Source organism: Paracoccus maritimus (assembly GCF_025195095.1).
GTDB classification, from domain to species: Bacteria; Pseudomonadota; Alphaproteobacteria; order Rhodobacterales; family Rhodobacteraceae; genus Paracoccus; species Paracoccus maritimus.
On record NZ_JANAVZ010000006.1, the window covers coordinates 163,569 to 188,210 of the forward strand.

A 24,642-nucleotide genomic window follows, 5' to 3' on the forward strand; every position below is an offset into this window, starting at 1 on the left:
TCATCTCATGCCACGGCGGCACAGCCGTCAAAGGCGTCTGCGCCAGACTAATCAGGCGCGGCGCTCTGCTCAACCCGCTGTGATCACCATTGTTCCTTGTCCTGGCCCGAGACGAGGCGACGAATCGCCGCGACGACCCCCGGCGCATCGGGGTGCCGTGCGGTCGCGGACCGTGCCATCGGGCCTGTCCAGACCGACAGGACGCCGGGTGCGATCGCGGCCAACCACAGCGGCGCGGTTGCCGCAGCCGCCGCCTGGGACAGCAATCCAGCCGACCGTGCCGACAGCAGCGGCACCACGACAGGATCGCTCTGCCCCAACAATTCCTGCGCCTGCTGCGACAAGGCGCAGGGCTGCTGGTCATAGACGATCACGCCTTCGACCGGCAGAGGACGCGCAACATGGACGCCGCGCGGATGCAGGGCGGCAAGCCCCGAGGCGGCAATCAGGGGGGCAAGGCCCTCGGCATCGCCCGGTCCTTCGATCACCTCGAAACCAGCCTCTCTGGCCACGGCCGCGCTGCGCGGCCCGACGCAAAAGGCCGTGCGGCCGTTTCCCGGCCCGGCGGACGGGATCGCGTGGACCGACGTAAAGACCAGCGCGGCGGCGCTGGCCAGCCGGGCGGCGTCGTGTTCGACCGGCACGATCCGCAGAATCGGGGAAATGACGACTGGCAATTCCGGAACCATCGCGGCCAGCCGTCGCGAATCCGCCTCGGGACGGGTCAGCAGAAGCGTGGGCGCCTTGCGTGCTGGCATTGGCTTCCTTTCTGGCCGGTGCTACCTGATCAGGGGTAAGCGCCCCTTCCCCGCCCGGCAAGAGCATGGACGATCTGATTTTCCTTGGCATCGAAAGCAGTTGTGACGACACCGCCGCTGCTGTCGTCACAGGCGACAGGCGGATCCTGTCATCGGTCGTCAGCAGCCAGACCGATCTGCATGCGGATTTTGGCGGCGTCGTTCCCGAAATCGCCGCACGCGCCCATGCCGAGCGTCTTGATCTGGCGGTCGAACAGGCGCTGAGCGAAGCCGGGATGGCGCTGCGCGATCTGTCGGGCGTCGCGGTGACCGCCGGGCCGGGCCTGATCGGTGGGGTGATGGCGGGCGTCATGTGCGCCAAGGGCATTGCGGCGGGTGCAGGACTGCCGCTGGTCGGTGTAAACCACCTGGCGGGCCATGCGCTGACGCCGCGCCTGACCGACGGCGTGGCCTTCCCCTATCTGATGCTGCTGGTCTCGGGCGGGCATTGCCAGTTCCTGCACGTGACCGCGCCCGAGGATTTCTCCCGCTTGGGCGGCACCATCGACGATGCGCCGGGCGAGGCGTTCGACAAGCTGGCAAAGCTGCTGGCCCTGCCCCAGCCCGGCGGCCCCGCAATCGAGGCCGAGGCCGCGCATGGCGACCCGGATCGTTTTGACCTGCCACGCCCGCTGTTGGACCGGCCGGGATGCGACATGTCGTTCTCGGGGCTGAAGACCGCCGCGTTGCGGTTGCGCGACCGGCTGATCGCGGAACAGGGCGGCCTGCGGCAATCGGACCGGCAGGATCTGTGCGCCGCCTTCCAGACCGCCGTGGCCGAAGTTCTGGCCGAAAAATCGCGCCGGGCCTTGGCTGCCAGCCCGGTGCCGCTGCTGGCCGTGGCTGGTGGCGTCGCCGCGAACGGGACGATCCGGGCCGCGATTGAACGGGTGGCACAGGACCATGGCGCGCGGTTTCTTGCGCCCCCCCTGCGGCTGTGCACCGACAACGCCGCAATGATCGCATGGGCAGGGATCGAAAGGTTCCGACTGGGACACCGCGACGGGATGGACCTGACCGCCCGGCCGCGATGGCCGCTGGACAGCCATGCGACGCCGATGCTGGGCAGCGGCAAGAAGGGGGCAAAGGCATGAACATCACGATCCTTGGGGCGGGCGCGTTCGGCACGGCGCTGGCGGTGGCCCTGTCGGTCAACGGACCGGTTACCCTTTGGGGGCGCAGGCTGGGGTCGGATCGTCAAAGCCCGCGTCTGCCCGGCGTCACGCTGCCGGCAGCGATCAACCTGACCGAGGATCTGGACACGGCCCTGAATGCGCAATGCCTGCTGCTGGGTCTGCCGGCACAGGCCTTGGGTGGATTTCTGGCCGACCATGCGGACGCACTGGACGGCAAGACGCTGGTCAGCACGGCCAAGGGGATCGATCTGACGCATCTGACCGGTCCTTCGTCGCTGATCGCGCAAGCCTGCCCGGCGGCGCATGTCGCGGTGTTGACCGGCCCATCGTTCGCCGCCGATATCGCACGCGGCCTGCCGACCGCGCTGACTCTGGCCTGCACCGATCCGAAGATCGGGCAGTCGTTGCAACACGCGTTTTCGACGCCGGTCTTGCGGCTTTACCGCACGACCGACGTTACCGGTGCGGAACTGGGCGGTGCGTTGAAGAACGTCATCGCCATCGCCGCCGGCATCGTGATCGGCGCAAGGCTGGGCGACAGTGCCCGCGCCGCGATCATCACGCGCGGCTTTGCCGAGATGACGCGACTGGCCGTCCGACTGGGCGCGCGATCCGAAACCCTGACCGGATTGTCCGGGCTGGGCGATCTGACGCTGACCTGCACCTCGCCGCAGTCCCGCAATTTCCGCTTCGGACACGCGCTTGGCGAAGGGGCCGCGTTCGACACCACGACCACGGTGGAAGGCGTGGCGACCGCCCGCGCCGTCGCCCGACTGGCCGAACGGCTCGGCACCGACATGCCGATCGCCGCGATGGTTGCCCGGCTTGCCGATGGCACGGTTTCGGTGGAAAAGGCGCTGGAAGACCTTATGAACCGCCCGCTGAAGGAGGAATGATGCCGCTTTTCGCCGTGATCTGCCGGGACAAGCCCGGCGCGCTTCAGACCCGTCTGGAGACCCGCGAGGCCCATCTGGCCTATATCGAGGCCACAGGTATCGTCCGCATGGCCGGGCCGCTGATCGAAGGCGGCGAAATGCGCGGTTCCCTGATCATCCTCGAGGCCGACGACCTTGCGTCCGCGCACGACTGGGCCGCCAACGATCCCTACAAGGCCGCCGGTCTGTTCGACAGTGTCGAGGCGATCGAATGGAAGAAGGTGATCGGCTGATGGCCTACTGGCTGTTCAAATCCGAACCCGACGTGTTCGGCTGGGACGACCTGATCGCCAAGGGCAAGCAGGGCGAACAATGGGACGGCGTCCGCAACTATCAGGCGCGCAACAACATGCGCGCCATGAAGAAGGGCGAACTTGGGCTGTTCTATCATTCCAATATCGGCAAGGAGGCTGTCGGCATCGTCGAGGTGATCGCCGAGGCGCATCCGGATTCGACTGCCGCCGATCCGAAATGGGAATGCGTGGATGTGAAGGCGGTGAAACCCCTGCCCCGCCCCGTCTCTCTGGATCAGGCGAAGGAAGAACCGCGCCTGAAGGATATGGTGCTGGTCAACAACAGCCGCCTGTCGGTCCAACCTGTGACCGAAGAAGAATGGGCAGTGGTGATGGAATTGGCAGGGCTGTAGCCGCCTTCGCCCTGCGCACTCCGGCCTGTCCGGACGCGCCCCATCCGCGTCCCCTCGCCGATCAAAGGGTTCCGGCCGCCAACGACCGGAACCCTTCACCCCACGGCACGCCCCACACCAACGCGCACCACCGCAGGTTCCGGATCCGGCCTTCTGGCCCGAACTGGTGGAAAGATACCCGCAGGCAGCGCGTCTGTGAAATCCAAAGCCCGTAGGGTTTTAGACAAACCCGCTTCATCTTGCTGCGCTGCCGCGTTAGGCTTTGCACATTCCGACAGCCAGGAGGCCACATGAGCCAGCGTCTTCACCTTGTCTTCGGCGGCGAACTGATCGACCCGCAATCCACCCAGTTCCGCAACACCGACGACATTCATATCGTCGGCATCTTCCCGAACTACGAAACCGCCTACAGCGCCTGGAAATCCGAGGCGCAGCGGACCGTGGACAGTGCCCATACGCGGTATTTCATCGCGCATCTTCACAGGCTGCGGGACGAGGAAACCGAAGTCAGCCCGACCGAGGAACTGGGCGACTGATGGCAATGTCCGGGTTGGGCAAGCTGGGTCTGTGGCTGCACTTGCGTGGCACGGCCCGAACGGACCACGCCCGGATATCCCTGCCCGAAGGCAGCGGGCCGGTTCTGATCATGCATGTTTCTGCAGATGCACAGCGGGCGGCAGCGCAGGTCGAGGCGCGACTGATCAGCAGCCGACCCACCCTGCGGATCCTGAGGCTTGGACAGGACGGCACCTCCGGTCCCGGCACCGACATCCACGCCGCTCGGGCCTTGCTGGAGGGGGCCAAGCCCGATGCGATGCTGCTGCTGGGAACGGACCTGCCCGCCGCGCTGATCGCGGCTGCCGCGCAGCGTGACCTGCCGATGATCCTGGGCGAGGCACGGCTGGACGGACCCGCCGGAAGATGGGGCCTGCGCGGCGCAATGCAACGCCAATTGCTTGCCAGCATGCGCGCAGTTCTGGTGACCGACCCGGCAAGCCACAGGAACGCGATAAGGATGGGCGCCGATCCGTCCCGCGTCGTGATGACCGGCACCGTGGCCGAGATCCGCGAACCCCTTGGTTGCACCGAGGCCGAACGAGAGGGCTTTGCGGAGCTTCTGCACGGCCGTCACGCCTGGCTTGCAGCCGCTGTTCCCGAGGCCGAGGAACAGGCCGTTCTGAACGCGCATCGGGCGGCGATGCGGCAATCGCATCGCGCCCTGCTGTTTCTGTCGCCGCGTGATACGTCCCGGATCGACGTGCTGGCCGAGACGGTCGAGGCACAGGGTTTGCTGGCCGGGCGACGCACCAGGGACGAGGAACCGACCGATGAGATTCATGTGATGATTACCGATGGCACGACCGAGATGGGCTTGTGGTATCGCCTTGCCCCGGTAACCTATATGGGCGGCACGCTGTCAGGCGACGACGCTGCGGCACGCCATCCTTTCGAACCAGCCGCGCTGGGATCGGCGATCGTGCATGGCCCCGCGACCTCGCGCCACCAGACGGAATGGCAGCAACTGGACGGGGCCGGCGCGGCGCGACTGGTCGCGGACGCGGACGGGCTGGCGACGGCCATTGCGGAATTGACCCAGCCCGATCTGGTCGCCGCGCTGGCAAGCAGCGCCTGGACGGTCAGCACGGGCGGCGCCGATGTCGCGAACCGTATCGCGGCGCCGGTTCTCGGCGCCCTGCAAGGTGTCCACGCATGAGACGCGCCCCCGGATTCTGGTATCGCAAGCCCCCCACGGTCGCGGCCCGCATCCTGTCGCCGCTTGGGGCGATCTACGCCCAGGCCACGGCCCGCCGTCTGTCGCAGGGAGCGCGCGAACGCGTTGGCGTGCCGGTGATCTGCGTGGGTAATCTGAATGCGGGTGGCACCGGAAAGACCCCGACAGTCATTCATCTGCAGCAGCACCTGGAACAGCAGGGCATCACCGCCCATGTCGTCTCGCGCGGCTATGGCGGGTCCGCCAAGGGTCCGATGCGCGTCAACGAACGTCAGCACGATGCCGCGGAAACCGGCGACGAACCCTTGCTGATGTCGGCCTTCGGTCCCGTCTGGGTTGCCAACGACCGGGCGGCGGGCGCACGGGCCGCCGCCGCCGCGGGCGCCGAGACAATCATCCTGGACGACGGATTTCAGGATCCCGCGCTGGCGCATGACCTGTCGATCCTGGTGGTCGATGCCGCGAAAGGCTTTGGCAACACGCTGTGCCTGCCTGCCGGTCCCTTGCGCGAACCGGTGGCAACCGGGCTGTCCCGCGCCGATCTGCTGCTGAGCATCGGCCCGGCCGAAGCGCAGGCCCGCTTTACGCCTCCGGACGGCGCGCCACCGCATCTTCGCGGCGATCTGGCGCCGTTGCGGACGGGCATCGATTGGACCGGGCATCGCGTCCTGGCCTTCGCCGGGATAGGCCACCCCGAGAAATTCTTCGCAACGCTGCAGGACCTTGGGGCCGAACTTGTTCGCGGCGAATCGCTGGATGACCACCAAAGCTTCACGCCTGCCCTGCTGACCCGCCTAGAATCCGAGGCACGGGCCAGGGGCGCGCAACTGGTGACCACAGAAAAAGACGCCGTGCGGCTGCCGTTGGCGTTCCGGCCAAAGGTTCTGGCGCTGCCCGTCAGGTTGCGCATCGCGGATGCCACGGCGCTGCACGATGCCTTGTCGAAGCTGTTTCCCCGATCCGAACAAGGCCGCTGAGGCGCGGTCGACAGTGGCTCGGGCGTCCTGCCCGGCAGGCCATCACGACCAGCCGAGGATTGCGCGGCCGCGGCTCTACCCGCCCGTCAGTTTGCCAAGGGTCTTTGCAATTCGGCAATCAGTGCCGATATAGAGGCGCGAAGCCCCGCGCGGTCCCGCACCGCACCGACCGCCATGAAAGGACCGACATGTCCCGTAACGCCATGCAGAGGCTAAGCTTTTATCTTCTGGTGCTGCTGACGCTGTACGCGTCGCTTGCCGGTGCGGCCTGAGGGCGGACGCATGGCAACGCGTTTCGGTGGTCGTTTTTCACCCGACATGCCGCGGGATCAGCGCCGCGCCCCACCCGGTCCGATGCGGCACCGGCTGGCATCGCGTCCGAAATGGGTGACGATCGCTGCCAGCCCGTTCCTGCTGACAGCATTCTTTCAGGCGCCGCTTGGCATGGTCACGGATCTCGCTGCATTCGGTGTCATCGCCGCCGCCATGTGGATGACGCGCGAAGGCCTGACCGCCGAGGCAGCCTATGACGCCCGCCGTGTCGCAAGGCGCCCCGCGATCCCCCGCAAGCTGTTCGGCGGCGTGCTGGCCGGTTTGGGTCTGGGTCTTGGCGCGGCCGAGCCCGGCGCGGTCGCGGGCGCATCCGTGATTGGCGTCGCCGGCCTTGCGCTGCACTGGCTTGCCTTCGGCGCCGATCCGATGCGTGACAAGGGAATGGACAACGCCGACAGCTTTCAGCAGAACCGCGCCGCCCGGATGATAGAAGAGGGCGAGGCGCATCTGGCCGAGATGCAGGACGCGATCGCCCGGATCGGCGATCGCAGGCTTGAGGCCCGCGTGGCAGTCTTCGCGGCAACGGTCGAGGATCTGTTCGACAGGGTCCGCGAGAATCCCGGCGATCTGTCCGCAGCGCGTCGATACATGGGGGTCTATCTCATGGGCGCGCGCGACGCGACGTCCAAGTTCGCGGCGCTGTATCCAAGGACCCAGGATCCCGGCACCCGCGTCGATTACGAGACTTTTCTGGACGATCTGGAAAAGGATTTCAGCGCCCAGGCGGACAAGCTGCTGGACGGGGATCGCAACGATCTTGAGATCGAGATATCGGTACTTCGTGAACGCCTGATGCGTGAAGGGGTTCGCCCCGCGCCAGAGCCGGTGGACACCGACGACACCAGGACGCGGATGCTGCGCAGCGAGGACGCGCGCAAGTTCGACGAACTGATCTCGTCGGATCGCGACGCGGCAAAATCGCGCCGCTAGACCCGAATGCACCGTTTCGCGCTGAAGATCGAATATGACGGCAGACCGTTTGCGGGATGGCAGGCGCAGGCCGATCAGCCCTCGGTGCAGGAAGCCGTAGAACGCGCGCTGGCGCGGCTGGATCGCGGTTTTGCCGAAGGCGCCCGTATCTCGGCCGCAGGACGCACCGACGCCGGGGTCCATGCCACTTCCCAAATCGCCCATGCCGACCTGCAGCGCGACTGGGACCCGTTCAGGCTGCGCGAGGCATTGAACTTTCACCTCAAGCCCGCGCCGATCGCGATCCTGGACACAGCCCGTACCGATGCAGACTTCCATGCCCGGTTCTCGGCCGTGGAAAGGCGCTATGTGTTTCGTCTGATCGCGCGACGGGCGCCGCTGACGCATCTGCGCGGCCTTGCCTGGCAGGTCCAGAATTCGCTGGATCTGGACGCCATGCGACAGGCCGCCGCGCATCTGGTCGGCCACCACGATTTTACCACGTTCAGATCATCGATCTGCCAGGCGAAAAGCCCGGTCAAGACACTGGATGAGATCGCCATCGACCGGCTGGAACAGCCGCATGGACATGAGTATCGCTTTCACCTGCGGGCGCGGTCCTTCCTGCACAATCAGGTGCGTTCCATCGTCGGCACCTTGGAACGGGTCGGCGCGGGTGCGTGGCCGTCCGGGCGTGTCGGCGACGCGCTGGCGGCACGCGATCGCGCGGCTTGCGGCCCGGTCTGCCCGCCCTACGGCCTGTATCTAAGCGGCGTGCGCTATCCGGACGATCCCTTCGCGGCTGCCGGACATCCTTAGGCCGCTGACCGCATTTCCGGTTACCTGACGGCGGTGCCTTCATCCAGCGTGGACCAAAGGTCGCGCAGCCCCTCAATAATATCGATGCTGGCGACGAAACCCAGCTGTTCGCGTGCAAGCGATGGATCGCCACGGGACTCGCGAATATCGCCGGCTCGTGCGGGCGCGTGAACGACCTTCGTGGCCCCCTGCCCTGCGATGCCGTCGATGGTCGCAGCCAGCTGCAACAGGGTCGTGCTGTTGCCGGTGCAGATATTATAGACATCTGCCGAAGACGATCCATCCGCCCTGTCCCTTGCGCGGATCAAGCCCTCGACGACGTCCGAGACATGAACGAAATCCCTGCTTTGCAGCCCATCCCCGAAGACCGTGTGCGGCGCATTCGACAATCTGTTGGCACAAAACCGCGAGATCACCCCGGCATAAGGAGAGCGCGCATCTTGAAGCGGACCATAGATATTGAAGAACCTGAGGCCGACCGAGGGCACGCCGAAGACATGCGCCATTGCCTGCGCCTGATGTTCACATGCCAGCTTGTCCGCCGCATAGGGAGAGATCGGGCGAGGACGCATGTTTTCATGGCAGGACTGGCCCGACAGATCGCCATAGACCGCCGCCGAAGAGGCATAGACGATCGGCAGGTTTCCGGCCTGCTCCGCGGCATCCAGGACATTCATGGTTCCCGACAGGTTGATCTGATGACCCAAAGACCAGTTCGAAATGCAGGATTGAACCGAGACAAGTGCGGCCAGGTGAATGATCCCGTCGGCACGCGACGCCAAATCGGCGACCAGATCGCGATCCCGGACATCGCCCCGAACGAAACGGGCAGCAGCGGGAAGCCCCATACCGGTGCCGCCGCCCGACATATCGTCAAGGACCGTCACTTCCTCGCCGCGTTCCAGCAGCCTGCGCACAAGATGCGTGCCGATGAAGCCCGCACCGCCGGTGACCAGCGTCCGTCGGTTCAAGATGTCAGGCTCTTCAATGTTTGCATCTGGGCGCATCCGCTATGTCGGTCGCAGGGGCGAAATATCGACCAGGTTGGCAAGACTGACAAGACAGGATCCGGTCTTGAAGAACGTTTCGTCCCGCGGAACGCCTAGCGGCGCCCATGACGCTTGGGACGCTCATCCTTGTAGATGACTACCCGCAACGTCTGCCACAGCACCCAGAGATCCAGCGACATCGACCGGTTCCGCTGATAGATCAGGTCCAGCTTCAGCTTGGTCGGCAGGCAGCGGCGGGCATAGGCCAGCTCAGTGGCCTTCGCGCTTTTGCAGCGCGCCAGAACGCGGTCTTCATGGCGATGATAGATCAGGGTGGCCAGGCCCGTCACGCCCGGACGGTTTTTCAGCACCTGCGCATAGATCGACGGATAACGCTCGACATATTCGCGGATGGTCGGGCGCGGCCCGACAAAACTCATGTCGCCCTTCAGGATATTGAAAAGCTGCGGCAGCTCATCGATCCGGCTGCGGCGCAAAAAACGTCCAAGCGGCGTGATCCGCCAATGTTTGTGCGCGCCGGTCACGCCGAAATCGCCATCCTGGCGCAGCATCGTCCGGAACTTCAGATGCGTGAAAGTGCGATCCGCCGAACGCATGCGCGGGGCCGCATAAAAGATCGGACGCCCTTGAACCAGCAGCAGGACCGCCGCCACAACCACCATGACGATCGACAGCGGGACCAGCAGGGCCAGCGCGAGCGAGATGTCGAAAAGGCGCTTGGACAGCGGCATGTGTTCGCGATCCTGCGCAAACCCATGTCCGTCCCCGACGAACCAGGTCATCTTGGGCGCGGCCAGCGCCGTCAGCTCTGCCGCTTCAGCCTTGTCCCAGTCTTGATGGATCGTCACGACGCGGTCCGTTGCCTCGGTTTCTGTGTCGAATTTGCGGTAGCATATTGCCCTGCGCATGGAAACAGCATCAGCGCGTTTTGCCGCAGTCCCTTGCGCGACCATGGCAGTTCGGCCACTGTATCGGCAAGAATCCCCCAAGAACGGCCGAAACATGCGCAAATTCCTGGTGCTTCTGGACGATAGCCGCGAATGCCTGAACGCGATGCGCTTTGCCGCGATGCGCGCCGCGAACAGCGGTGGCGGCGTGGTGATCCTGTCCGTAATCCCCGCCGACGACATTCAGCATGGCTTTGGCGTCGCCGACGTGATGCGTGCCGAAGCCCAGGAACGGATCGAGGCGCATTTCGAGGTTTTCGCGAAATGGATGCGGTCACGCCCCAAGGTCGAGCCCGAGTTGATCATCCGCGAAGGCGACCCGGCCGAGGAGTTGATCGCGCAGCTTTCCGACGATCCGGAAATCGGCGTGGTCGTGTTGGGGCTGAATGCGGACAAATCGGGCCAGAACCCTGTGCTGACACGGCTGCTGCGTGAAGCCGCGACTTTGTCCTGCCCCATCACCATCGTTCCGGGCGATATTCCAAAGGAACGGCTGGAGGCGATCACCTGAGCCTCGGGGCGGCTTGACCTGTGTGCCACGCATCGCCATATCAGGTCCAAAGGAGCGCTGCCGATGTTCATTCAGACCGAAACGACGCCCAACCCCGCGACGCTGAAATTCCTGCCCGGAGAAACCGTTCTGGACAACGGGACGGCAGATTTCCCCAGCGCAGATGCCGGCGCCGTATCACCGCTTGCCCGACGCATCTTCGCGGTCGAGGGTGTGAACGGCGTTTTCCTGGGCCGCGATTTCGTGACCGTCACCAAGGCTGACGACCTGCCTTGGGATCACCTGAAGCCTTCGGTTCTGGGTGCGATCATGGAGCACTTCCAGTCCGGAGCGCCGGCGATCGAAGGCGATGCGCCCGACAGTTCGGGCCATGCCGATCACGATGGTCCGGACGCCGAGATCGTGGTGCAGATCAAGGAATTGCTGGATACGCGCGTGCGCCCCGCGGTCGCGCAGGACGGTGGCGACATCACCTTCCATGGCTTTGATCGGGGTGTGGTGTACCTGCATATGCAAGGCGCCTGCGCGGGTTGTCCGTCCTCGACGCTGACGCTGAAGATGGGGATCGAGAACCTGTTGCGCCATTATATTCCCGAGGTGGTCGAGGTCAGGCCCGTTGCCTGACCCTGTCTGCCTTGGCTTTGACACATCGGCCGCGCATTGCGCGGCCGCTTTGTTACGTGGTGACCGGGTTCTGGCCCACCGTCACGAAGACATGGCCAAGGGACAGGCTGAACGGCTGTTTCCAATGCTTGAGGAACTGCTGTCCCAGGCAGGGCTGGGATGGCCGGATATCGACGTGATCGGCGTCGGTACCGGGCCCGGGAACTTCACCGGCATTCGCGTCGCGGTCGCAGCGGCGCGCGGTCTGTCGCTTGCACTGCGCATTCCCGCAATCGGCATCGGTGTGACCGAGGCCGCGGCTTACCGTCTGCCCCGCCCCTGCCGCATCGTCATCCCATCTCGCAAGGACCAGGTGATCTGGCAGGATTTCGGCATCGAGGCCGCGGAGTCCGGGACCGAGGGCCGGCCGCAGCAAGCTGCGGCCGGCACGCTGCCGCCCGGCCCCGCGCCGGCTGCGCCGGCATTCCCGTTGGCCGTCGCCGTTGCTGCGCTGGCTCTGGAACGCCGGGCCAGTCCCGGCCCGCGGCCCGCGCCGGTCTATCTTCGTCCGGCCGACGCCGCCCCGCCGCGAGAGCCGGCCCCGGTGATCCTTGACCGGTGATCCTTGAATGACGCCCGACGAACTTGCCGCGCTGCATGCCAGTTGCTTCACGGATGCACCCCCACCCTGGAGCGCGCCCGAGTTTGCGGGATCCCTGAAAAGTCACGGCGCGTTTCTTCTGCTGAGGCCGGCGGCGTTCCTTCTGGGACGCGTAATTGCCGGCGAGGGCGAGTTGCTGACGCTTGCCGTGGCACCCGACGCGCGTCGGCATGGCCTAGGTCGCGAGCTGACGCTGCAATTTGCCGCCACGTCACGCGCTCGGGGTGCCGATGTCGCTTTTCTGGAGGTCGCCGAGGACAATCACCCCGCCCGCGCGCTGTATGAAGGGCTGGGCTGGACCGAGGTCGGTCGCAGACGCCGCTATTTCGGACCGCGAACCGACGCGCTGGTGATGCGGATTCGCCTTCAGGATCACCAAGAAGACGGTTGACCCCCTGTGGGCGATGCGCCCTAATCGGGCGATCAGGCGGGCGGCTTGAATCGTCCGCGACAACAGGATGAGACATAGCATGACCTTGATGAAATCGCTGATGGCCGGCTGCGCGCTGACAACCCTTGCCTCCGGCGCCGCCATGGCGGACCCGGCACTGATCTACGATCTTGGCGGCAAGTTCGACAAATCCTTCAACGAGGCGGCATATGCAGGCGCGACCCGGTGGGTCGAGGAGACGGGCGGCAGCTACAAGGAACTGGAAATGCAGTCCGAGGCACAGCGCGAACAGGCGCTGCGCCGGCTGGCCGAGACGGGCGCGAACCCGATCGTGATGACCGGGTTTGCGTTTGGCGACGTTCTGAACAAGATCGCCCCTGATTATCCAGACACGCGTTTTGCAATCATCGACATGGTGGTCGATCAGCCCAATGTGCAGTCGGTCGTCTTCACCGAAGAGGAAGGCAGCTACCTTGCCGGTGTGATGGCCGGGATGGCATCGCAGACAGATATCGTCGGCTTCATCGGCGGCATGGACATCCCGCTGATCCACAAGTTCGAATGCGGCTATGCCCAAGGGTTCAAGGCCACCAAGCCCGAGGGCAAGGTTCTGATCAACTATACCGGCACAACCCCGGCGGCATGGAATGATCCGGTAAAAGGCGGCGAGCTTGCCAAGGCGCAGATCAGCCAGGGCGCCGACGTGGTCTATGCCGCGGCGGGCGGCACTGGGATCGGCGTGCTTCAGGCCGTCGCGGACGCCGGCAAGCTGGGCGTCGGCGTGGACAGCAACCAGAACCACCTGCATCCCGGCAGCATGCTGACCTCGATGGTCAAGCGGGTGGACAATGCTGTTTACGATGCCTTCGTGGCAGGCACCGACATGGTCCCCGGCGTGAAGGTCATGGATCTTGCCGCGGGTGGTGTGGACATCGCCGTGGACGATGCGAACAAGGATCTGGTGACGCCCGAGATGCAGGCCGCCATCGACGAAGCCCGGGCCGGAATCGAGTCGGGCGCGATCGAGGTCCACGACTACATGACCGACAACACCTGCCCGGTCCAGTAAATGGCCGCGGCGGCGCAACAGACAGGGGGGCGGCCGGATACGGCTGCCCCCTATGCCATCGAACTTCGCGGAATCTCGAAGGCGTTCGGCCCGGTTCAGGCAAACAAGGACATCGACCTTCGCGTCAGGAAAGGCACGATACACGGCATCATCGGCGAGAACGGCGCCGGAAAATCCACGCTGATGTCGATCCTGTATGGCTTCTACAAGCCAGATCGCGGCGAGATACTGGTGAACGGCCAGCCGATCACGATCGCGGACAGCCAGACCGCGATCCGTGCGGGCATCGGCATGGTCTTCCAGCATTTCAAGCTGGTCCAGAACTTCACCGTGCTGGAGAACATCATTCTCGGGGCCGAGGACGGGGGGCTTCTGCGACCGTCGCTGACCAAGGCGCGCGGCGTCTTGAAGCAGCTGGCACAGGAATATCAGCTTAACGTCGATCCCGACGAAACGATCGATGAATTGTCCGTGGGCCACCAGCAGCGGGTCGAGATCCTGAAGGCGCTGTATCGTCAGGCCGATATCCTGATCCTGGACGAGCCGACCGGCGTGCTGACCCCAGCCGAGGCCGATCACCTGTTCCGCATCCTTGAAGGACTGAAGGCTGAAGGCAAGACGATCATCCTGATCACCCACAAGTTGCGCGAGATCATGGAGATCACCGACAGCGTCAGCGTGATGCGACGCGGTCAGATGGTCGCCTCGGTCGAGACGGACGGAACCAGCCCCGAGGAACTGGCCGAGCTGATGGTAGGCCGCAAGGTCCTGCTGAATGTCGAGAAAGCACCGCCCCAACCCGGCGCCCCGGTTCTGGAGGTCCGCGACCTGAAACTGGTCGATGACGAGGGCGTCGAACGCCTGCGCGGGGTCAGCTTCGATATCCGCGCCGGCGAGATTCTAGGCATCGCGGGCGTCTCGGGCAACGGCCAGACCCAGTTGCTGGAATTGCTGGGCGGCTTTCCGGAAAAAGGTGCGAAGGTCAGCGGCAGCATTCGCATGAACGGGCAAGAGCTGGACCTGACGGGAACGAAATCCGATGCCGCGACGCGCCGCGCGCGTGGTATCGGCCACGTCCCCGAAGATCGCCAGTCCGAAGGGCTGATCATGGATTTCGCCGCCTGGGAGAACGTCGCCTTTGGATATCATCACGCGCCGGAATATAATCGCGGCCTGTTGATGGACAACGCCGCCATCCGTCGCGATGCCGAACGGAAGATGGAACATTTCGATGTCCGCCCCCGCAACCCGAATCTTGCGGCGCGCAATTTTTCCGGCGGGAACCAGCAAAAGATCGTCGTGGCCCGCGAGATAGAGCGGAACCCGGACCTGCTGCTGGTCGGTCAGCCGACGCGCGGCGTCGATATCGGGGCGATCGAATTCATCCACAAGCGCATCGTGGAACTGCGCGATTCCGGCAAGGCTGTGCTGCTGGTCAGTGTGGAACTGGACGAGATCCTGTCCTTGTCGGATCGCGTGGCGGTCATATTTGACGGCCGCATCATGGGCGAACGGCTGCCCGATCAGACCACGACCGGGGAACTGGGCCTGCTGATGGCGGGCGTCACGGATACCGACCACCACGACGCCGAGGACGGCATTCCGCCAGCGCATGCCCATGTCGATGAACAGCCCAAGGAGCCCCGCTGATGGACAAGATGCCGAAATGGGCGGACGTGATCCTGACTCCGCTGATCTCCTTGCTGCTTGCCATGATCATCTCTGCGCTGGTCATCCTGGCCATCGGGGAAAGCCCGACCATGGCCCTGAAGACCATGGTGGATGGGGCCCTTGGCTCCAGCTATGGCTGGGGCTTCACACTGTACTACACCACGAATTTCATCTTCACCGGGCTTGCCGTGGCGGTGGCCTATCATGCCAGCCTGTTCAATATCGGCGGCGAGGGTCAGGCAATGGTCGGCGGGCTGGGCGTGGCGCTGGTCTGCCTGGCGCTGCCATGGCCGCATTGGGGGATCGCCCTGCCTGCCGCGATGGTGGGGGCGGCGCTGTTCGGTGCGGCATGGGCGCTGATCCCGGCCTATCTGCAGGCAAAGCGGGGCAGCCATATCGTGATCACCACGATCATGTTCAACTTCATCGCCGCCGCGCTGCTGAACTATGTTCTGGTCAACCTGCTGCGACCAGTGGGCAGCATGGACCCGGCCTCGGCCCGCTTTCCCGAAGGCACGCATTTGCCGGCGCTGACCGACATGGCCGCCGCTTTGGGGATGGAGTGGGGCCGCAACACCCCGGTCAACATCACCTTCTTCATCGCCATCGTGGCCTGCGTGCTGGTCTGGCTGCTGATCTGGCGCACCCGACTGGGATATGAGATCCGGGCGTTCGGACGTTCCGAGCCCGCCGCGATGTATGCCGGCATCTCTCCGGTCAGGATCACAGTGATCGCGATGCTGATCTCTGGCGGGCTGGCGGGCCTGATGGCCATCAACAACGTCATGGGCGAATCCGAACGTCTGGTCCTGAACGCGGTCGAGGGCGCCGGTTTCATCGGCATCGCTGTGGCGCTGATGGGCCGCAACCACCCGTTCGGGGTGTTCCTTGCCGCGCTGTTGTTCGGCTTCCTGTATCAGGGCGGGGGCGAGCTTGCACTGTGGACCAGCATTCCGCGCGAACTGATCATCGTCATTCAGGCGCTGGTCATCCTTTTCACCGGCGCGCTGGACAACATGGTGCGCATGCCGCTTGAACGGCTGTTCCTGGCGATGCGCAAGCGGGGGGATGCGTGATGGATTTCGCCACGATCATCCAGATCCTCGACAGTGCCGTGCGGTTGATGACGCCCTTGCTGCTGGCCTGTCTGGCGGGGCTGTATTCCGAGCGCTCGGGCGTCTTCGATATCGGGCTGGAAGGCAAGATGCTGATGGCTGCGTTCACCTCGGCCTCGGTCGCCTTCGTGACCGGCAGCGCGTGGCTTGGACTGCTGGCCGGCATCGCCGGGTCGATGGCACTGTCGCTGATCCATGGCCTTGCCTCGATCACCTTCCGGGGCAATCAGCTGATCTCGGGCGTCGCGATCAATTTCCTTGCGTCGGGCATGACGGTGCTTCTGGGGATCAAGATCTTCGGGCTGGGCGGACGGACGCCAGCCCTGACCGATGGCGGCAGGTTCAACGAGGTCACGCTGCCCTTCGCGGATGCGCTGCGTGACGTGCCGATCTTGGGGCCGATCTATTCGGAACTGATCTCGGGCCATACGATCCTGGTCTATGTCGCCTTTGCCCTGGTGCCGTTGACATGGTGGGTGCTGTTCCGCACCCGCTTCGGCCTGCGGCTGCGCGCGGTCGGCGAGAACCCGGCATCGGTCGATACCGCCGGCGTGTCGGTCACGCGGCTGCGTTTCGCCGCCATTGCCCTGGCGGGCATCCTTTGCGGGCTGGCTGGCGCCTATCTGGCCACCGGGCTGTCGGCTGGCTTCGTCAAGGAAATGACCGCCGGGCGAGGCTTCATTGCCTTGGCCGCGCTGATCTTCGCAAAGTGGCGACCGTGGAACGCGCTGTTCGCGACCTTCCTGTTCGGCCTTTTGGAGGCGATCGCCAACCGCTATCCCAACCTTGATCTGGGCATCGTCACGGTGCCGTCGATGTTCATGAACGCGTTGCCCTATATCCTGACCGTGATCATCCTTGCCGGTTTCGTGGGCCGCGCCATCCCGCCACGCGCGGGCGGAGAACCCTATGTCAAAGAGCGCTGATCTTGCCACCCTGATCCGCGACAGGGCGGGCGACATGGCCCCGGAATACGGGCTGATCCTTGGTTCGGGCCTTGGCCATCTTTCGGCGCATGTCGATGGCACGGCCATTCCCTATGACGAATTGCCGGGATTTCCCCATGCCGGCGTGTCGGGCCATGTGCCCCAGCTTGTGATCGGCGAACTGGAAGGTCGGCGCGTCGCAGTTTTTGGCGGACGGTCGCATTATTACGAATCCGGGCGCGCCGACGCGATGCGGCTGCCGCTGGAAACGCTGGCGGCGCTGGGAACCAAGAAGCTGATCCTGACCAACGCCGCCGGATCGCTGCGCCCCGACATACCGCCCGGCGGGCTGATGCTGCTGGACGATCACATCGCCTTCGCAGGAACGAACCCGCTCATCGGTGAGGCGACCGACGCCCGCTTCGTGCCGATGACAGACGCCCACGACACACAGATGCGCGACGCCCTCAGCGCCGCGGCGCAGGCCGAGGGCATCGATCTGCCCGAAGGCGTCTATTGCTGGTTCTCGGGGCCCAGCTTCGAGACGCCAGCCGAAATTCGCGCCGCCCGGACACTTGGCGCCGACGCCGTCGGCATGTCCACCGTGCCGGAAATCATCCTTGGCCGGTTTCTGGGGCTTCGCTGCGCCGCCATATCGGTGATCACCAACATGGGCGCCGGGCTGTCCGATGAATCGATCAGCCATGACCACACAAAGGCCATGGCACCGATCGGCGCATCGAAACTGGAAGCGGTGCTGCGCCGTTTCCTGCGCGACGCTCAGGTCAGGTAACGTCCGAACCAGTCCAGCGTGCGCTGCCAGGCAAGTTCCGCCGCCGCCTGATCATAGCGTGGCGTCGAATCGTTGTGGAAACCGTGGTTCACGCCCTCATAGATATGCGCCTCATAGGTCTTGCCGGCGGCTTTCAACGCCTCTTCGTAGGCTGGCCAACCCTCGTTGATCCGCTCGTCCAGACCAGCGAAATGCAGCAGCAGAGGAACCTCGATCTTCGGGACGTCCTCGACCGGCGCCTGCCGTCCATAGAAGGGCACCGAGGCAGAGAGCTCCGGATAGGCGACCGCCAGCGCATTGCAGACCCCGCCACCGTAGCAAAAGCCGACGCAGCCGACCTTGCCGGTCGAATCCTCGCGCGTCAGCAGGTGTTGCGCGCCCGCGAAGAAATCGTTCATCAGCTTTTCCGGATCGACCTGCTGCTGCAGTTCGCGCCCCTCGGCGTCATTGCCCGGATAGCCGCCGACCGACGTCAGCCCATCCGGCGCCAGCGCCATGTATCCCGCCTTGGCAAGCCTGCGCGCCACATCCTCGATATACGGATTGAGGCCGCGATTCTCGTGGATCACCAGAACCGCAGGCAGCCTGCCCTCGGCAGTGGAGGGCCGCGCCAGATAGCCACGCACCTCGCCGTGGCCTTCGGGCGACGGATAGGTGATGTATTCCGGCAGAATGTCAGGATCGTTGAAGCTGACCTGCTCGGCCAGCGCATAATCAGGGCTCAGCATGTCCAGAAGCACCGCTGCCGTTACCGTGCCGACGGTGAACTTCGTGGCACGATCCAGGAACTGGCGCTTGGTGATGCGGCCATGTGCATAGAAATCGTACAAATCCAGCAGCTCTTGCGGGAAGTCTTTCGCTGTCATTCGAGGCATCGGCTTCTCCCAGTTTGCTGGCCCAAGACTACCCCCGAACCGTCGCCAAACCGGATCACAAACCGGCGACCTGCTTCATGCGCCGACCCAAGGGACAGGACCAGCCGTCCAGTCCCCTTGATCAGCGGGCCAGATCGGTCAGCGCGGCTTCGACCTGCCCGGTCGCTGCTTCCAGATCCCGCAGATCGCTCAGTGCCACGACGGCTTTCTCGCGTTCGGCATATCGCAAGCGGTGCTTGAGATATCTGGGATCATAATGATCGCGCATCAGACCTTCTGCCAGCGCCTGCCACATGCCGGACGACGCCATCTTCTGCCATGCCAGAATCCGTTCTGCCGGATGCAGCGGCGCAAGCGATGCAAGGATCTCGGCCAAGCGGTCCGGATCGGCCACCAGATCTGCATAGTCACGGGCTGAATAGGCCGCGCGTGCCTCGACGGGTACCTGCAGCCTGATCCGGGGGGCCGCGCAGATCGCCTGCCACAGCGCCTTCGGAATCGTGATGTCCCCGATCCGGCTGCTTTCGGCCTCGACGAACACAGGACGCGCTGGGTCCAGCCCTTCAAGCTGCGCCGCAAGGTGACCCTCGAACATCTTCTGGCTGGGTTGCCCGCCCGGCATGGCCCCGAAAAGGCTGCCGCGATGGCGCGCCATCCCCTCGAGGTCGATGCATTGTGCCCCGCGCGCCGTCAATCGCTGCAGGATCGCGGTCTTGGCGCTGCCGGTGTTCCCGTCCAGCACAACGACCGGCGCGGCAACGGGGCCGTTCTGCACACGATCCACCACCAGCTTGCGCCATGTCTTGTAGCCGCCTTCGATGCGGTCCACGCGCCAGCCGATCTGTCCCAGTATGGTCGCAAAGCTGCCCGAACGCTGCCCGCCGCGCCAGCAATAGATCAGTGCTTTCCAGCCACCGCCGCGATCTGCCAATGCCCCTGCGATATGCCGCGCGGCGTTCGCGGCGACCAGGGCGGCGCCGATCTTGCGTGCGTCGAAGGGCGAGGATTGCTTGTAGATCGTGCCAACCTGCGCGCGCTCCTGGTCGTCCAGCACCGGCAGGTTGATCGCGCCCGGCAGGTGATCCTCGGCGAATTCCTGTGGTGAACGGACATCAATGATGTCGTCGAACCCCGCAAAGGCGGGGTCCGCGACGCAGGTCGGACGAATGGTCAAGATCAGTAGACGTAGACGGGCGTGCCCACGGGGACCTGATCGAACAGGCTCATCACGGCCTCGTTGCGCATCCTGATGCAGCCATTGCTGACCGCGCGCCCGATAGATCCGGGATCCGTCGTGCCGTGGATGCGGATCGCGGTGTCCTGCCCCTTGTCGTTGTAAAGATACAGCGCGCGCGCGCCCAAGGGGTTGCTTGGCCCACCCGGCATGCCGTTTTCCCACTTGGCGTATTGGCCGGGATTGCGCTTGATCATGTCCTGGGTCGGCGTCCAGCTTGGCCATTCGACCTTGCGGCCGATGCGTGCCTTGCCCTTCCAGACCAGTTCGTTCTTGCCGACCGCCACGCCATAGCGGACAGCCCTGCCCGGCGCGATGACGTGGTAGAGGAAGAAGTCCTTGCTGACCACGACGATGCTGCCGACTTCGAAATCATTGCGGATCGAAACCTCGGTCGGGGCATAGGGGTCGCGGGCCTCGGCGGCGGCGGGGGTCACTTGCGCGGCCTGCGACATCGCCAGCGACGGGGCGACGATCAGCGGCAACGAAAGCGCGATCATTTGACGGCGGTTCATGGTTTGGTTGTCCTCAAGCCTGTATGTCTTCTGCATTGCCAGCAAAATACAGGAGAGAGTGGCCAGCTTGCAACTCAAGAGGCCGTATTTGACATATTTCGACTTGACCGGCGCCATCGCCGATCACAACTGTTGATTGATGAGACACGCTAGACGCCACGCTTCTGCCTGCTGTCAGGACGGCAGAGCCCGCCGCGCCACGCGGCGTGCGGCGCATATTTGCCGTGGGCGGGGCGATCGGTCCTGCCGCTGCCATGTCGATGCGCGTCCCGCAGTCGCGCGCCCGATCCGGTATCCCGACCCATCTACGATGGACGAAGCCGCGCCACGCATCCAGATCCCGAAAGTTGTCCCCCGCAGTCCCCAAGCACCTCCTGTTTTCCCGACCATGCCGACCTATAACCGCATGATCTGGGGAAACGGACATGACCACCCATACCAATATTGACCTTGCCATACCCGGCATCAACTGCGCCTCGTGCGCAGGCCGGGTCGAACGCGCGCTGAAGGGCCTTGGTGGCTTGCAAGACATCGCGGTAAGCCCCGTGACCAAACGCGCGCATATGCGACTTGACGGCACGACCCTGCCGCAGATCGACGCCGTGCTGACGCAAGCCGGCTATCCGCCCGAACTGACAACGACCACGCTGGATGTCGCGGGGATGAGTTGCGCATCATGCGCCAATCGTGTGCAGCATGCACTAAGCGCGCGGCCCGATGTCGTCTCGGCCAGTGTCAATTTGTTGACGAATTCGGCCAGCGTCACACACGCGCCCGGACTGGATCCCGCGGAACTGGTGCAAACTGTGACCCGGTCGGGCTACGCGGCCAAGCCCCCCGATGGTCGCACCACCCCTGACGCGCACCGGGACGAAGCCCTGACACTGCGAGATGATTTCCACCTGGCGCTGATGCTGACCCTGCCGGTCTTCATTGCGGAAATGGGCGGGCATGTATTCCCGGGATTTCATCGCTGGCTCATGGGTCTGGCCGGGACGACACCGCTGTGGCTTGCAGAGATGCTGCTGACGGCGGTCGTCCTTGCGGTGCCGGGACGGCGCTTCTTCACGATCGGTGTGCCCGCGCTGTTGCGTGGCAGGCCCGAGATGAACAGCCTTGTGGCGCTGGGGGCCGGGGCGGCCTTTCTGTTCTCCTCGGTCGTGACGCTTGCGCCGCAGTTCGTGCCCGCTGCCTCTCGCCACGTCTATTTCGAGGCAGCAGCGGTCATCGTCACGCTGATCCTGATGGGCCGGTGGCTGGAAGCACGGGCGAAGGGACAGGCGGGCGAGGCGATCAAGCGCCTTGTCGAACTTGCGCCCGATCAGGCCACGCTTATTCGTGACGGACGCGACATGCAGGTGGCCGTGTCCAACCTGCTGCCTGGCGATCTGGTCCGGCTAGCGCCCGGAGAACGCGTCGCCGTCGATGGCCAGATCACCGAGGGGCATGGCCATATCGACGAATCGATGCTGACCGGAGAGCCTGTGCCCGCTGAAAAGGCGCCGGGCGATCCCGTCACCGGCGGCACGGTGAACGGAATGTCGGCGCTGACCTATCGCGTGACCGCGACCGGCAAGGATACGGCCCTGTCGCGCATCGTCGCGATGGTCGAAACCGCTCAGGCCGCCAAGCTGCCGGTGCAGGCGCTGGTGGATCGGATCACACGGATCTTCGTGCCGGCCGTGATGTCGCTGGCAGCGCTGGCCTTCGCCTTGTGGCTGGCGTTCGGGCCGGGACTGGCCGAGGCCGTGGTCGCAGGCGTCGCGGTCCTGATCATCGCCTGCCCCTGCGCGATGGGACTGGCGGTGCCGGTGTCAATCATGGTCGGAACAGGTCGCGGAGCAGAGCTGGGCGTTCTGTTCCGGCGCGGCGAAGCACTGCAAAGGATGGCCGAAGCCGACCGGATCGCCTTCGACAAGACCGGCACGCTGACCCTTGGCCGCCCGACGCTGACACGCATCGTGACGGCCGGAATATCCGAAAATGACGCATTACGGTTGGCTGCGGCGGCCGAGGCGCGATCGGAACATCCGCTGGCGGCGGCGATCATGTCCGCGGCCACGGTCAGAGGGCTGGATCTTCCCGACGCACAGCTTGCGAAGACCACCGCAGGGCGCGGCCTGACCGCGCGCGCCGATGGCCGCGACCTGCTGATCGGCAATCTCGATGCGCTGAGAGAGGCTGGCGTGCCCGCCGACCCGGCGCTTGTTGACGCGGCCGATCGCGCCGCAGCCGATGGGGGCACGCCCGCACATCTGGCAATCGACGGTGTCCACCGGGCCTGCTTCCTGCTTGCCGACCCCGAACGTCCCGAGGCCGCGCAAACGATCGCGGAACTGGGCCACATGGGTCTGCGCTGCGCAATGCTGTCGGGCGACTTGCAGGCCACGGCTGATACGGTTGCGCGTCGTCTGGGCATGGTCGAGGCGCAAGGCGGGCTGCGGCCCGATGACAAGCTTGAGGCGATCGAAAGGATGGGGCCACGAACGATCTTCGTCGGCGACGGAATCAATGACGCGCCCGCGCTGGCCGCGGCGGGCACCGGCATCGCCATTGGCAGCGGGACCGACATCGCCATCGAATCGGCGGACGCGGTGCTGATGTCGGGCGATACCTCTGGTGTGGTTCGCGCGATCCGGTTGGCCCGCGCGGTGATGCGCAATATCCGGCAGAACCTGTTCTGGGCTTTTGCCTACAATATCGCCTTGATCCCGGTCGCAATGGGGGTTCTGGTGCCCTTCGGTGGCCCGGCATTGTCGCCGATGCTGGGCGCCGGGGCGATGGCGCTGTCATCGGTGTTCGTTGTCGGCAATGCCCTGAGACTGAGGAGAGCGACGTGATCGGAAGACGACTATTCCTGACACTGGCGGCCCTGAGCGTTCTGGCCGTGCCTGCCCCCGCGCAAGAGGCGCCGCGCCTGTTGATCCTGGGCGACAGCCTGGCCGCAGGCGATGGGCTTGCACCCGATGACCAGCTTGTTCCGGTGCTGTCGCGCTGGCTGGACCGGCATGGCATCCAGGCCCGGATCGACAATGCCAGCCTACCCGGCGACACGACTGCGGGCGGACTGGCCCGGCTTACCCCTGAACTGCTGGATCAGGCGGACGCGGTAATGGTCGAGCTTGGCGGGAACGACATCCTGCTGGAGATTCAGCCCGAGACGGCCGAGTCGAACCTGGATGCGATCCTGACCCGCGCGGGGGCGGACGGTCGTCCGGTCCTGCTGGTCGGCATCATGGCGCGCCCGACCGACCCGCCAGCCAAGCAGCGGGCCTGGGCGCAGTTGTGGCCGCGACTGGCCGAACGCCACGATGCGCTGCTGCTGGAAAACCTTTATGCGCCGCTGATCGTACTACCGCTCGAACGCCAGCCCGAGATGATCCAGTCCGATGGGATCCATCCCACGGCCAAGGCAGTAGATCTGATCGTCGAGGATCTTGGCCCCAAGGTCGCCCAGCTTCTGTCACGAATCACACGCTGAAATTGCGCCGCGCCTTTCAGGCGCGGCGCAACGCCAAGATCAATGGTCGGCTTTTTCCATGTCGCCCATCTTATGCATTGCCTTGCCGTGCTCGGGCGTGCGCTGGTTGTCCACCGGCACCTCGACCTGTTCGGTTCCGCAATCGCCGAAATCCAGCGTCAGCGGAATCGTCTGGCCATCCTCAAGCGGCGATTTCAGGCCAAGGAACATGACGTGATCGCCGCCGCGCGCCAGTTCGTGCGTGCCATTGGCAGGGATCGGAAATCCCTCGTCGACCTCGGTCATCTTCATCACGCCGTCAACTTCTCGGTGCGTATGCAGTTCGACCCGCTCGGCCACGTCCGAGGACGCCCCGGAAAGGCGGCAATCGCGATCCGCGTGGTTGCTGAGAACCATGAACGCTGCACCGGTGACGGGATTTGCGCTGCGGGCATATGCGTCCTGCACTTCGACCCCGTCATGGGCGGCTGCGGCAAAGGGAATCAGCGCCGCGACCGCGGCAAGATATATGGACTTCATGTTGATCTTCCTGAATTTCGTGTTGTCAGACTGTAAT

27 protein-coding genes are annotated in these 24,642 nt (G+C 64.9%); 20 read left to right on the forward strand and 7 right to left on the reverse strand.

The window, feature by feature from the left end; all coding sequences use genetic code 11:
- Positions 1–83: 83 nt before the first annotated feature.
- A complete protein-coding gene (locus tag MU516_RS12120; RefSeq protein ID WP_260277462.1) occupies positions 84–758 on the reverse strand; it encodes a uroporphyrinogen-III synthase in 675 nt (224 codons plus the stop codon).
- A gap of 65 nt (positions 759–823) precedes the next feature.
- On the opposite strand from MU516_RS12120, the gene tsaD reads away from it, so the two are divergent.
- The 9 genes from tsaD (at position 824) to truA (ending at position 8,284) form a co-directional block, all read left to right on the forward strand.
- Complete coding sequence (tsaD, locus tag MU516_RS12125; RefSeq protein WP_260277463.1) at positions 824–1,891, forward strand: tRNA (adenosine(37)-N6)-threonylcarbamoyltransferase complex transferase subunit TsaD; 1,068 nt, start codon at positions 824–826, stop codon at positions 1,889–1,891.
- Positions 1,888–2,829: an NAD(P)H-dependent glycerol-3-phosphate dehydrogenase gene (locus tag MU516_RS12130; RefSeq protein WP_260277464.1), complete on the forward strand. Its 942-nt coding sequence runs from the start codon at positions 1,888–1,890 to the stop codon at positions 2,827–2,829. Before tsaD ends, MU516_RS12130 begins: the two co-directional genes overlap by 4 nt.
- Positions 2,826–3,101, forward strand: a complete 276-nt coding sequence (locus MU516_RS12135; RefSeq protein ID WP_260277465.1) for a YciI family protein — start codon at positions 2,826–2,828, stop codon at positions 3,099–3,101. Before MU516_RS12130 ends, MU516_RS12135 begins: the two co-directional genes overlap by 4 nt.
- Entirely contained in the window at positions 3,101–3,514 is a 414-nt protein-coding gene (locus MU516_RS12140) for an EVE domain-containing protein (protein ID WP_260277592.1), read from the forward strand. Before MU516_RS12135 ends, MU516_RS12140 begins: the two co-directional genes overlap by 1 nt.
- 290 nt (positions 3,515–3,804) lie before the next feature.
- Entirely contained in the window at positions 3,805–4,050 is a 246-nt protein-coding gene (locus MU516_RS12145; RefSeq protein WP_260277466.1) for a DUF4170 domain-containing protein, read from the forward strand.
- On the forward strand, positions 4,050–5,228 hold the full coding sequence (locus MU516_RS12150; RefSeq protein WP_260277468.1) for a 3-deoxy-D-manno-octulosonic acid transferase: 1,179 nt from the start codon (positions 4,050–4,052) through the stop codon (positions 5,226–5,228). Before MU516_RS12145 ends, MU516_RS12150 begins: the two co-directional genes overlap by 1 nt.
- Positions 5,225–6,223, forward strand: coding sequence for a tetraacyldisaccharide 4'-kinase (gene lpxK, locus MU516_RS12155; protein WP_260277469.1), 999 nt, complete (start codon positions 5,225–5,227; stop codon positions 6,221–6,223). The genes MU516_RS12150 and lpxK overlap by 4 nt, the downstream gene beginning before the upstream one ends.
- 282 nt (positions 6,224–6,505) lie before the next feature.
- On the forward strand, positions 6,506–7,486 hold the full coding sequence (locus MU516_RS12160) for a 5-bromo-4-chloroindolyl phosphate hydrolysis family protein (RefSeq protein ID WP_260277470.1): 981 nt from the start codon (positions 6,506–6,508) through the stop codon (positions 7,484–7,486).
- A gap of 6 nt (positions 7,487–7,492) precedes the next feature.
- A complete protein-coding gene (truA, locus tag MU516_RS12165) occupies positions 7,493–8,284 on the forward strand; it encodes a tRNA pseudouridine(38-40) synthase TruA (protein WP_260277471.1) in 792 nt (263 codons plus the stop codon).
- A gap of 20 nt (positions 8,285–8,304) precedes the next feature.
- On the opposite strand, the gene MU516_RS12170 is transcribed toward truA, so the two are convergent.
- On the reverse strand, positions 8,305–9,255 hold the full coding sequence (locus tag MU516_RS12170; protein WP_260277472.1) for an NAD-dependent epimerase/dehydratase family protein: 951 nt from the start codon (positions 9,253–9,255) through the stop codon (positions 8,305–8,307).
- A gap of 131 nt (positions 9,256–9,386) precedes the next feature.
- A complete protein-coding gene (locus tag MU516_RS12175; protein WP_260277473.1) occupies positions 9,387–10,142 on the reverse strand; it encodes a sugar transferase in 756 nt (251 codons plus the stop codon).
- 154 nt (positions 10,143–10,296) lie between these two features.
- On the opposite strand from MU516_RS12175, the gene MU516_RS12180 reads away from it, so the two are divergent.
- The 9 genes from MU516_RS12180 (at position 10,297) to MU516_RS12220 (ending at position 17,981) form a co-directional block, all read left to right on the forward strand.
- Positions 10,297–10,752, forward strand: a complete 456-nt coding sequence (locus tag MU516_RS12180) for a universal stress protein (protein WP_209055816.1) — start codon at positions 10,297–10,299, stop codon at positions 10,750–10,752.
- Positions 10,753–10,815: 63 nt separating this feature from the next.
- Entirely contained in the window at positions 10,816–11,376 is a 561-nt protein-coding gene (locus tag MU516_RS12185) for a NifU family protein (protein ID WP_260277474.1), read from the forward strand.
- Positions 11,369–11,977, forward strand: coding sequence for a tRNA (adenosine(37)-N6)-threonylcarbamoyltransferase complex dimerization subunit type 1 TsaB (gene tsaB / locus MU516_RS12190; protein ID WP_260277475.1), 609 nt, complete (start codon positions 11,369–11,371; stop codon positions 11,975–11,977). Before MU516_RS12185 ends, tsaB begins: the two co-directional genes overlap by 8 nt.
- Before the next feature lie 7 nt (positions 11,978–11,984).
- The gene (locus tag MU516_RS12195) at positions 11,985–12,407 is read left to right on the forward strand and encodes a GNAT family N-acetyltransferase (protein ID WP_260277476.1); all 423 of its coding nucleotides are present in this window, start codon (positions 11,985–11,987) and stop codon (positions 12,405–12,407) included.
- Positions 12,408–12,486: 79 nt separating this feature from the next.
- Positions 12,487–13,476, forward strand: coding sequence for a BMP family lipoprotein (locus MU516_RS12200; RefSeq protein WP_260277478.1), 990 nt, complete (start codon positions 12,487–12,489; stop codon positions 13,474–13,476).
- Entirely contained in the window at positions 13,477–15,126 is a 1,650-nt protein-coding gene (locus tag MU516_RS12205) for an ABC transporter ATP-binding protein (protein WP_260277479.1), read from the forward strand.
- Positions 15,126–16,223 carry an ABC transporter permease gene (locus tag MU516_RS12210; RefSeq protein ID WP_209055806.1) on the forward strand — a complete coding sequence of 366 codons (1,098 nt, stop codon included), beginning with the start codon at positions 15,126–15,128 and terminating at the stop codon, positions 16,221–16,223. Before MU516_RS12205 ends, MU516_RS12210 begins: the two co-directional genes overlap by 1 nt.
- Complete coding sequence (locus tag MU516_RS12215) at positions 16,223–17,188, forward strand: ABC transporter permease (protein WP_260277480.1); 966 nt, start codon at positions 16,223–16,225, stop codon at positions 17,186–17,188. Before MU516_RS12210 ends, MU516_RS12215 begins: the two co-directional genes overlap by 1 nt.
- Positions 17,172–17,981, forward strand: coding sequence for a purine-nucleoside phosphorylase (locus MU516_RS12220; protein WP_260277481.1), 810 nt, complete (start codon positions 17,172–17,174; stop codon positions 17,979–17,981). The genes MU516_RS12215 and MU516_RS12220 overlap by 17 nt, the downstream gene beginning before the upstream one ends.
- Here the strand turns inward: MU516_RS12220 and yghX are convergent.
- The 3 genes from yghX to MU516_RS12235 all read right to left on the reverse strand — a co-directional run bounded on the left by yghX (position 17,969) and on the right by MU516_RS12235 (position 20,605).
- Positions 17,969–18,856, reverse strand: coding sequence for a YghX family hydrolase (gene yghX, locus MU516_RS12225; protein ID WP_260277482.1), 888 nt, complete (start codon positions 18,854–18,856; stop codon positions 17,969–17,971). The two genes, MU516_RS12220 and yghX, sit on opposite strands and share 13 nt — an antisense overlap.
- Positions 18,857–18,977: 121 nt before the next feature.
- Complete coding sequence (mnmH, locus tag MU516_RS12230) at positions 18,978–20,030, reverse strand: tRNA 2-selenouridine(34) synthase MnmH (protein ID WP_260277483.1); 1,053 nt, start codon at positions 20,028–20,030, stop codon at positions 18,978–18,980.
- 2 nt (positions 20,031–20,032) lie between these two features.
- Positions 20,033–20,605, reverse strand: a complete 573-nt coding sequence (locus tag MU516_RS12235) for a L,D-transpeptidase (protein WP_260277484.1) — start codon at positions 20,603–20,605, stop codon at positions 20,033–20,035.
- A 425-nt stretch (positions 20,606–21,030) separates the two neighbouring features.
- On the opposite strand from MU516_RS12235, the gene MU516_RS12240 reads away from it, so the two are divergent.
- The gene (locus MU516_RS12240; protein WP_260277485.1) at positions 21,031–23,445 is read left to right on the forward strand and encodes a heavy metal translocating P-type ATPase; all 2,415 of its coding nucleotides are present in this window, start codon (positions 21,031–21,033) and stop codon (positions 23,443–23,445) included.
- Positions 23,442–24,086, forward strand: a complete 645-nt coding sequence (locus tag MU516_RS12245) for an arylesterase (protein WP_260277486.1) — start codon at positions 23,442–23,444, stop codon at positions 24,084–24,086. Before MU516_RS12240 ends, MU516_RS12245 begins: the two co-directional genes overlap by 4 nt.
- A gap of 39 nt (positions 24,087–24,125) precedes the next feature.
- On the opposite strand, the gene MU516_RS12250 is transcribed toward MU516_RS12245, so the two are convergent.
- Positions 24,126–24,605, reverse strand: a complete 480-nt coding sequence (locus tag MU516_RS12250; RefSeq protein ID WP_260277487.1) for a copper chaperone PCu(A)C — start codon at positions 24,603–24,605, stop codon at positions 24,126–24,128.
- Positions 24,606–24,642 lie beyond the last annotated feature (37 nt).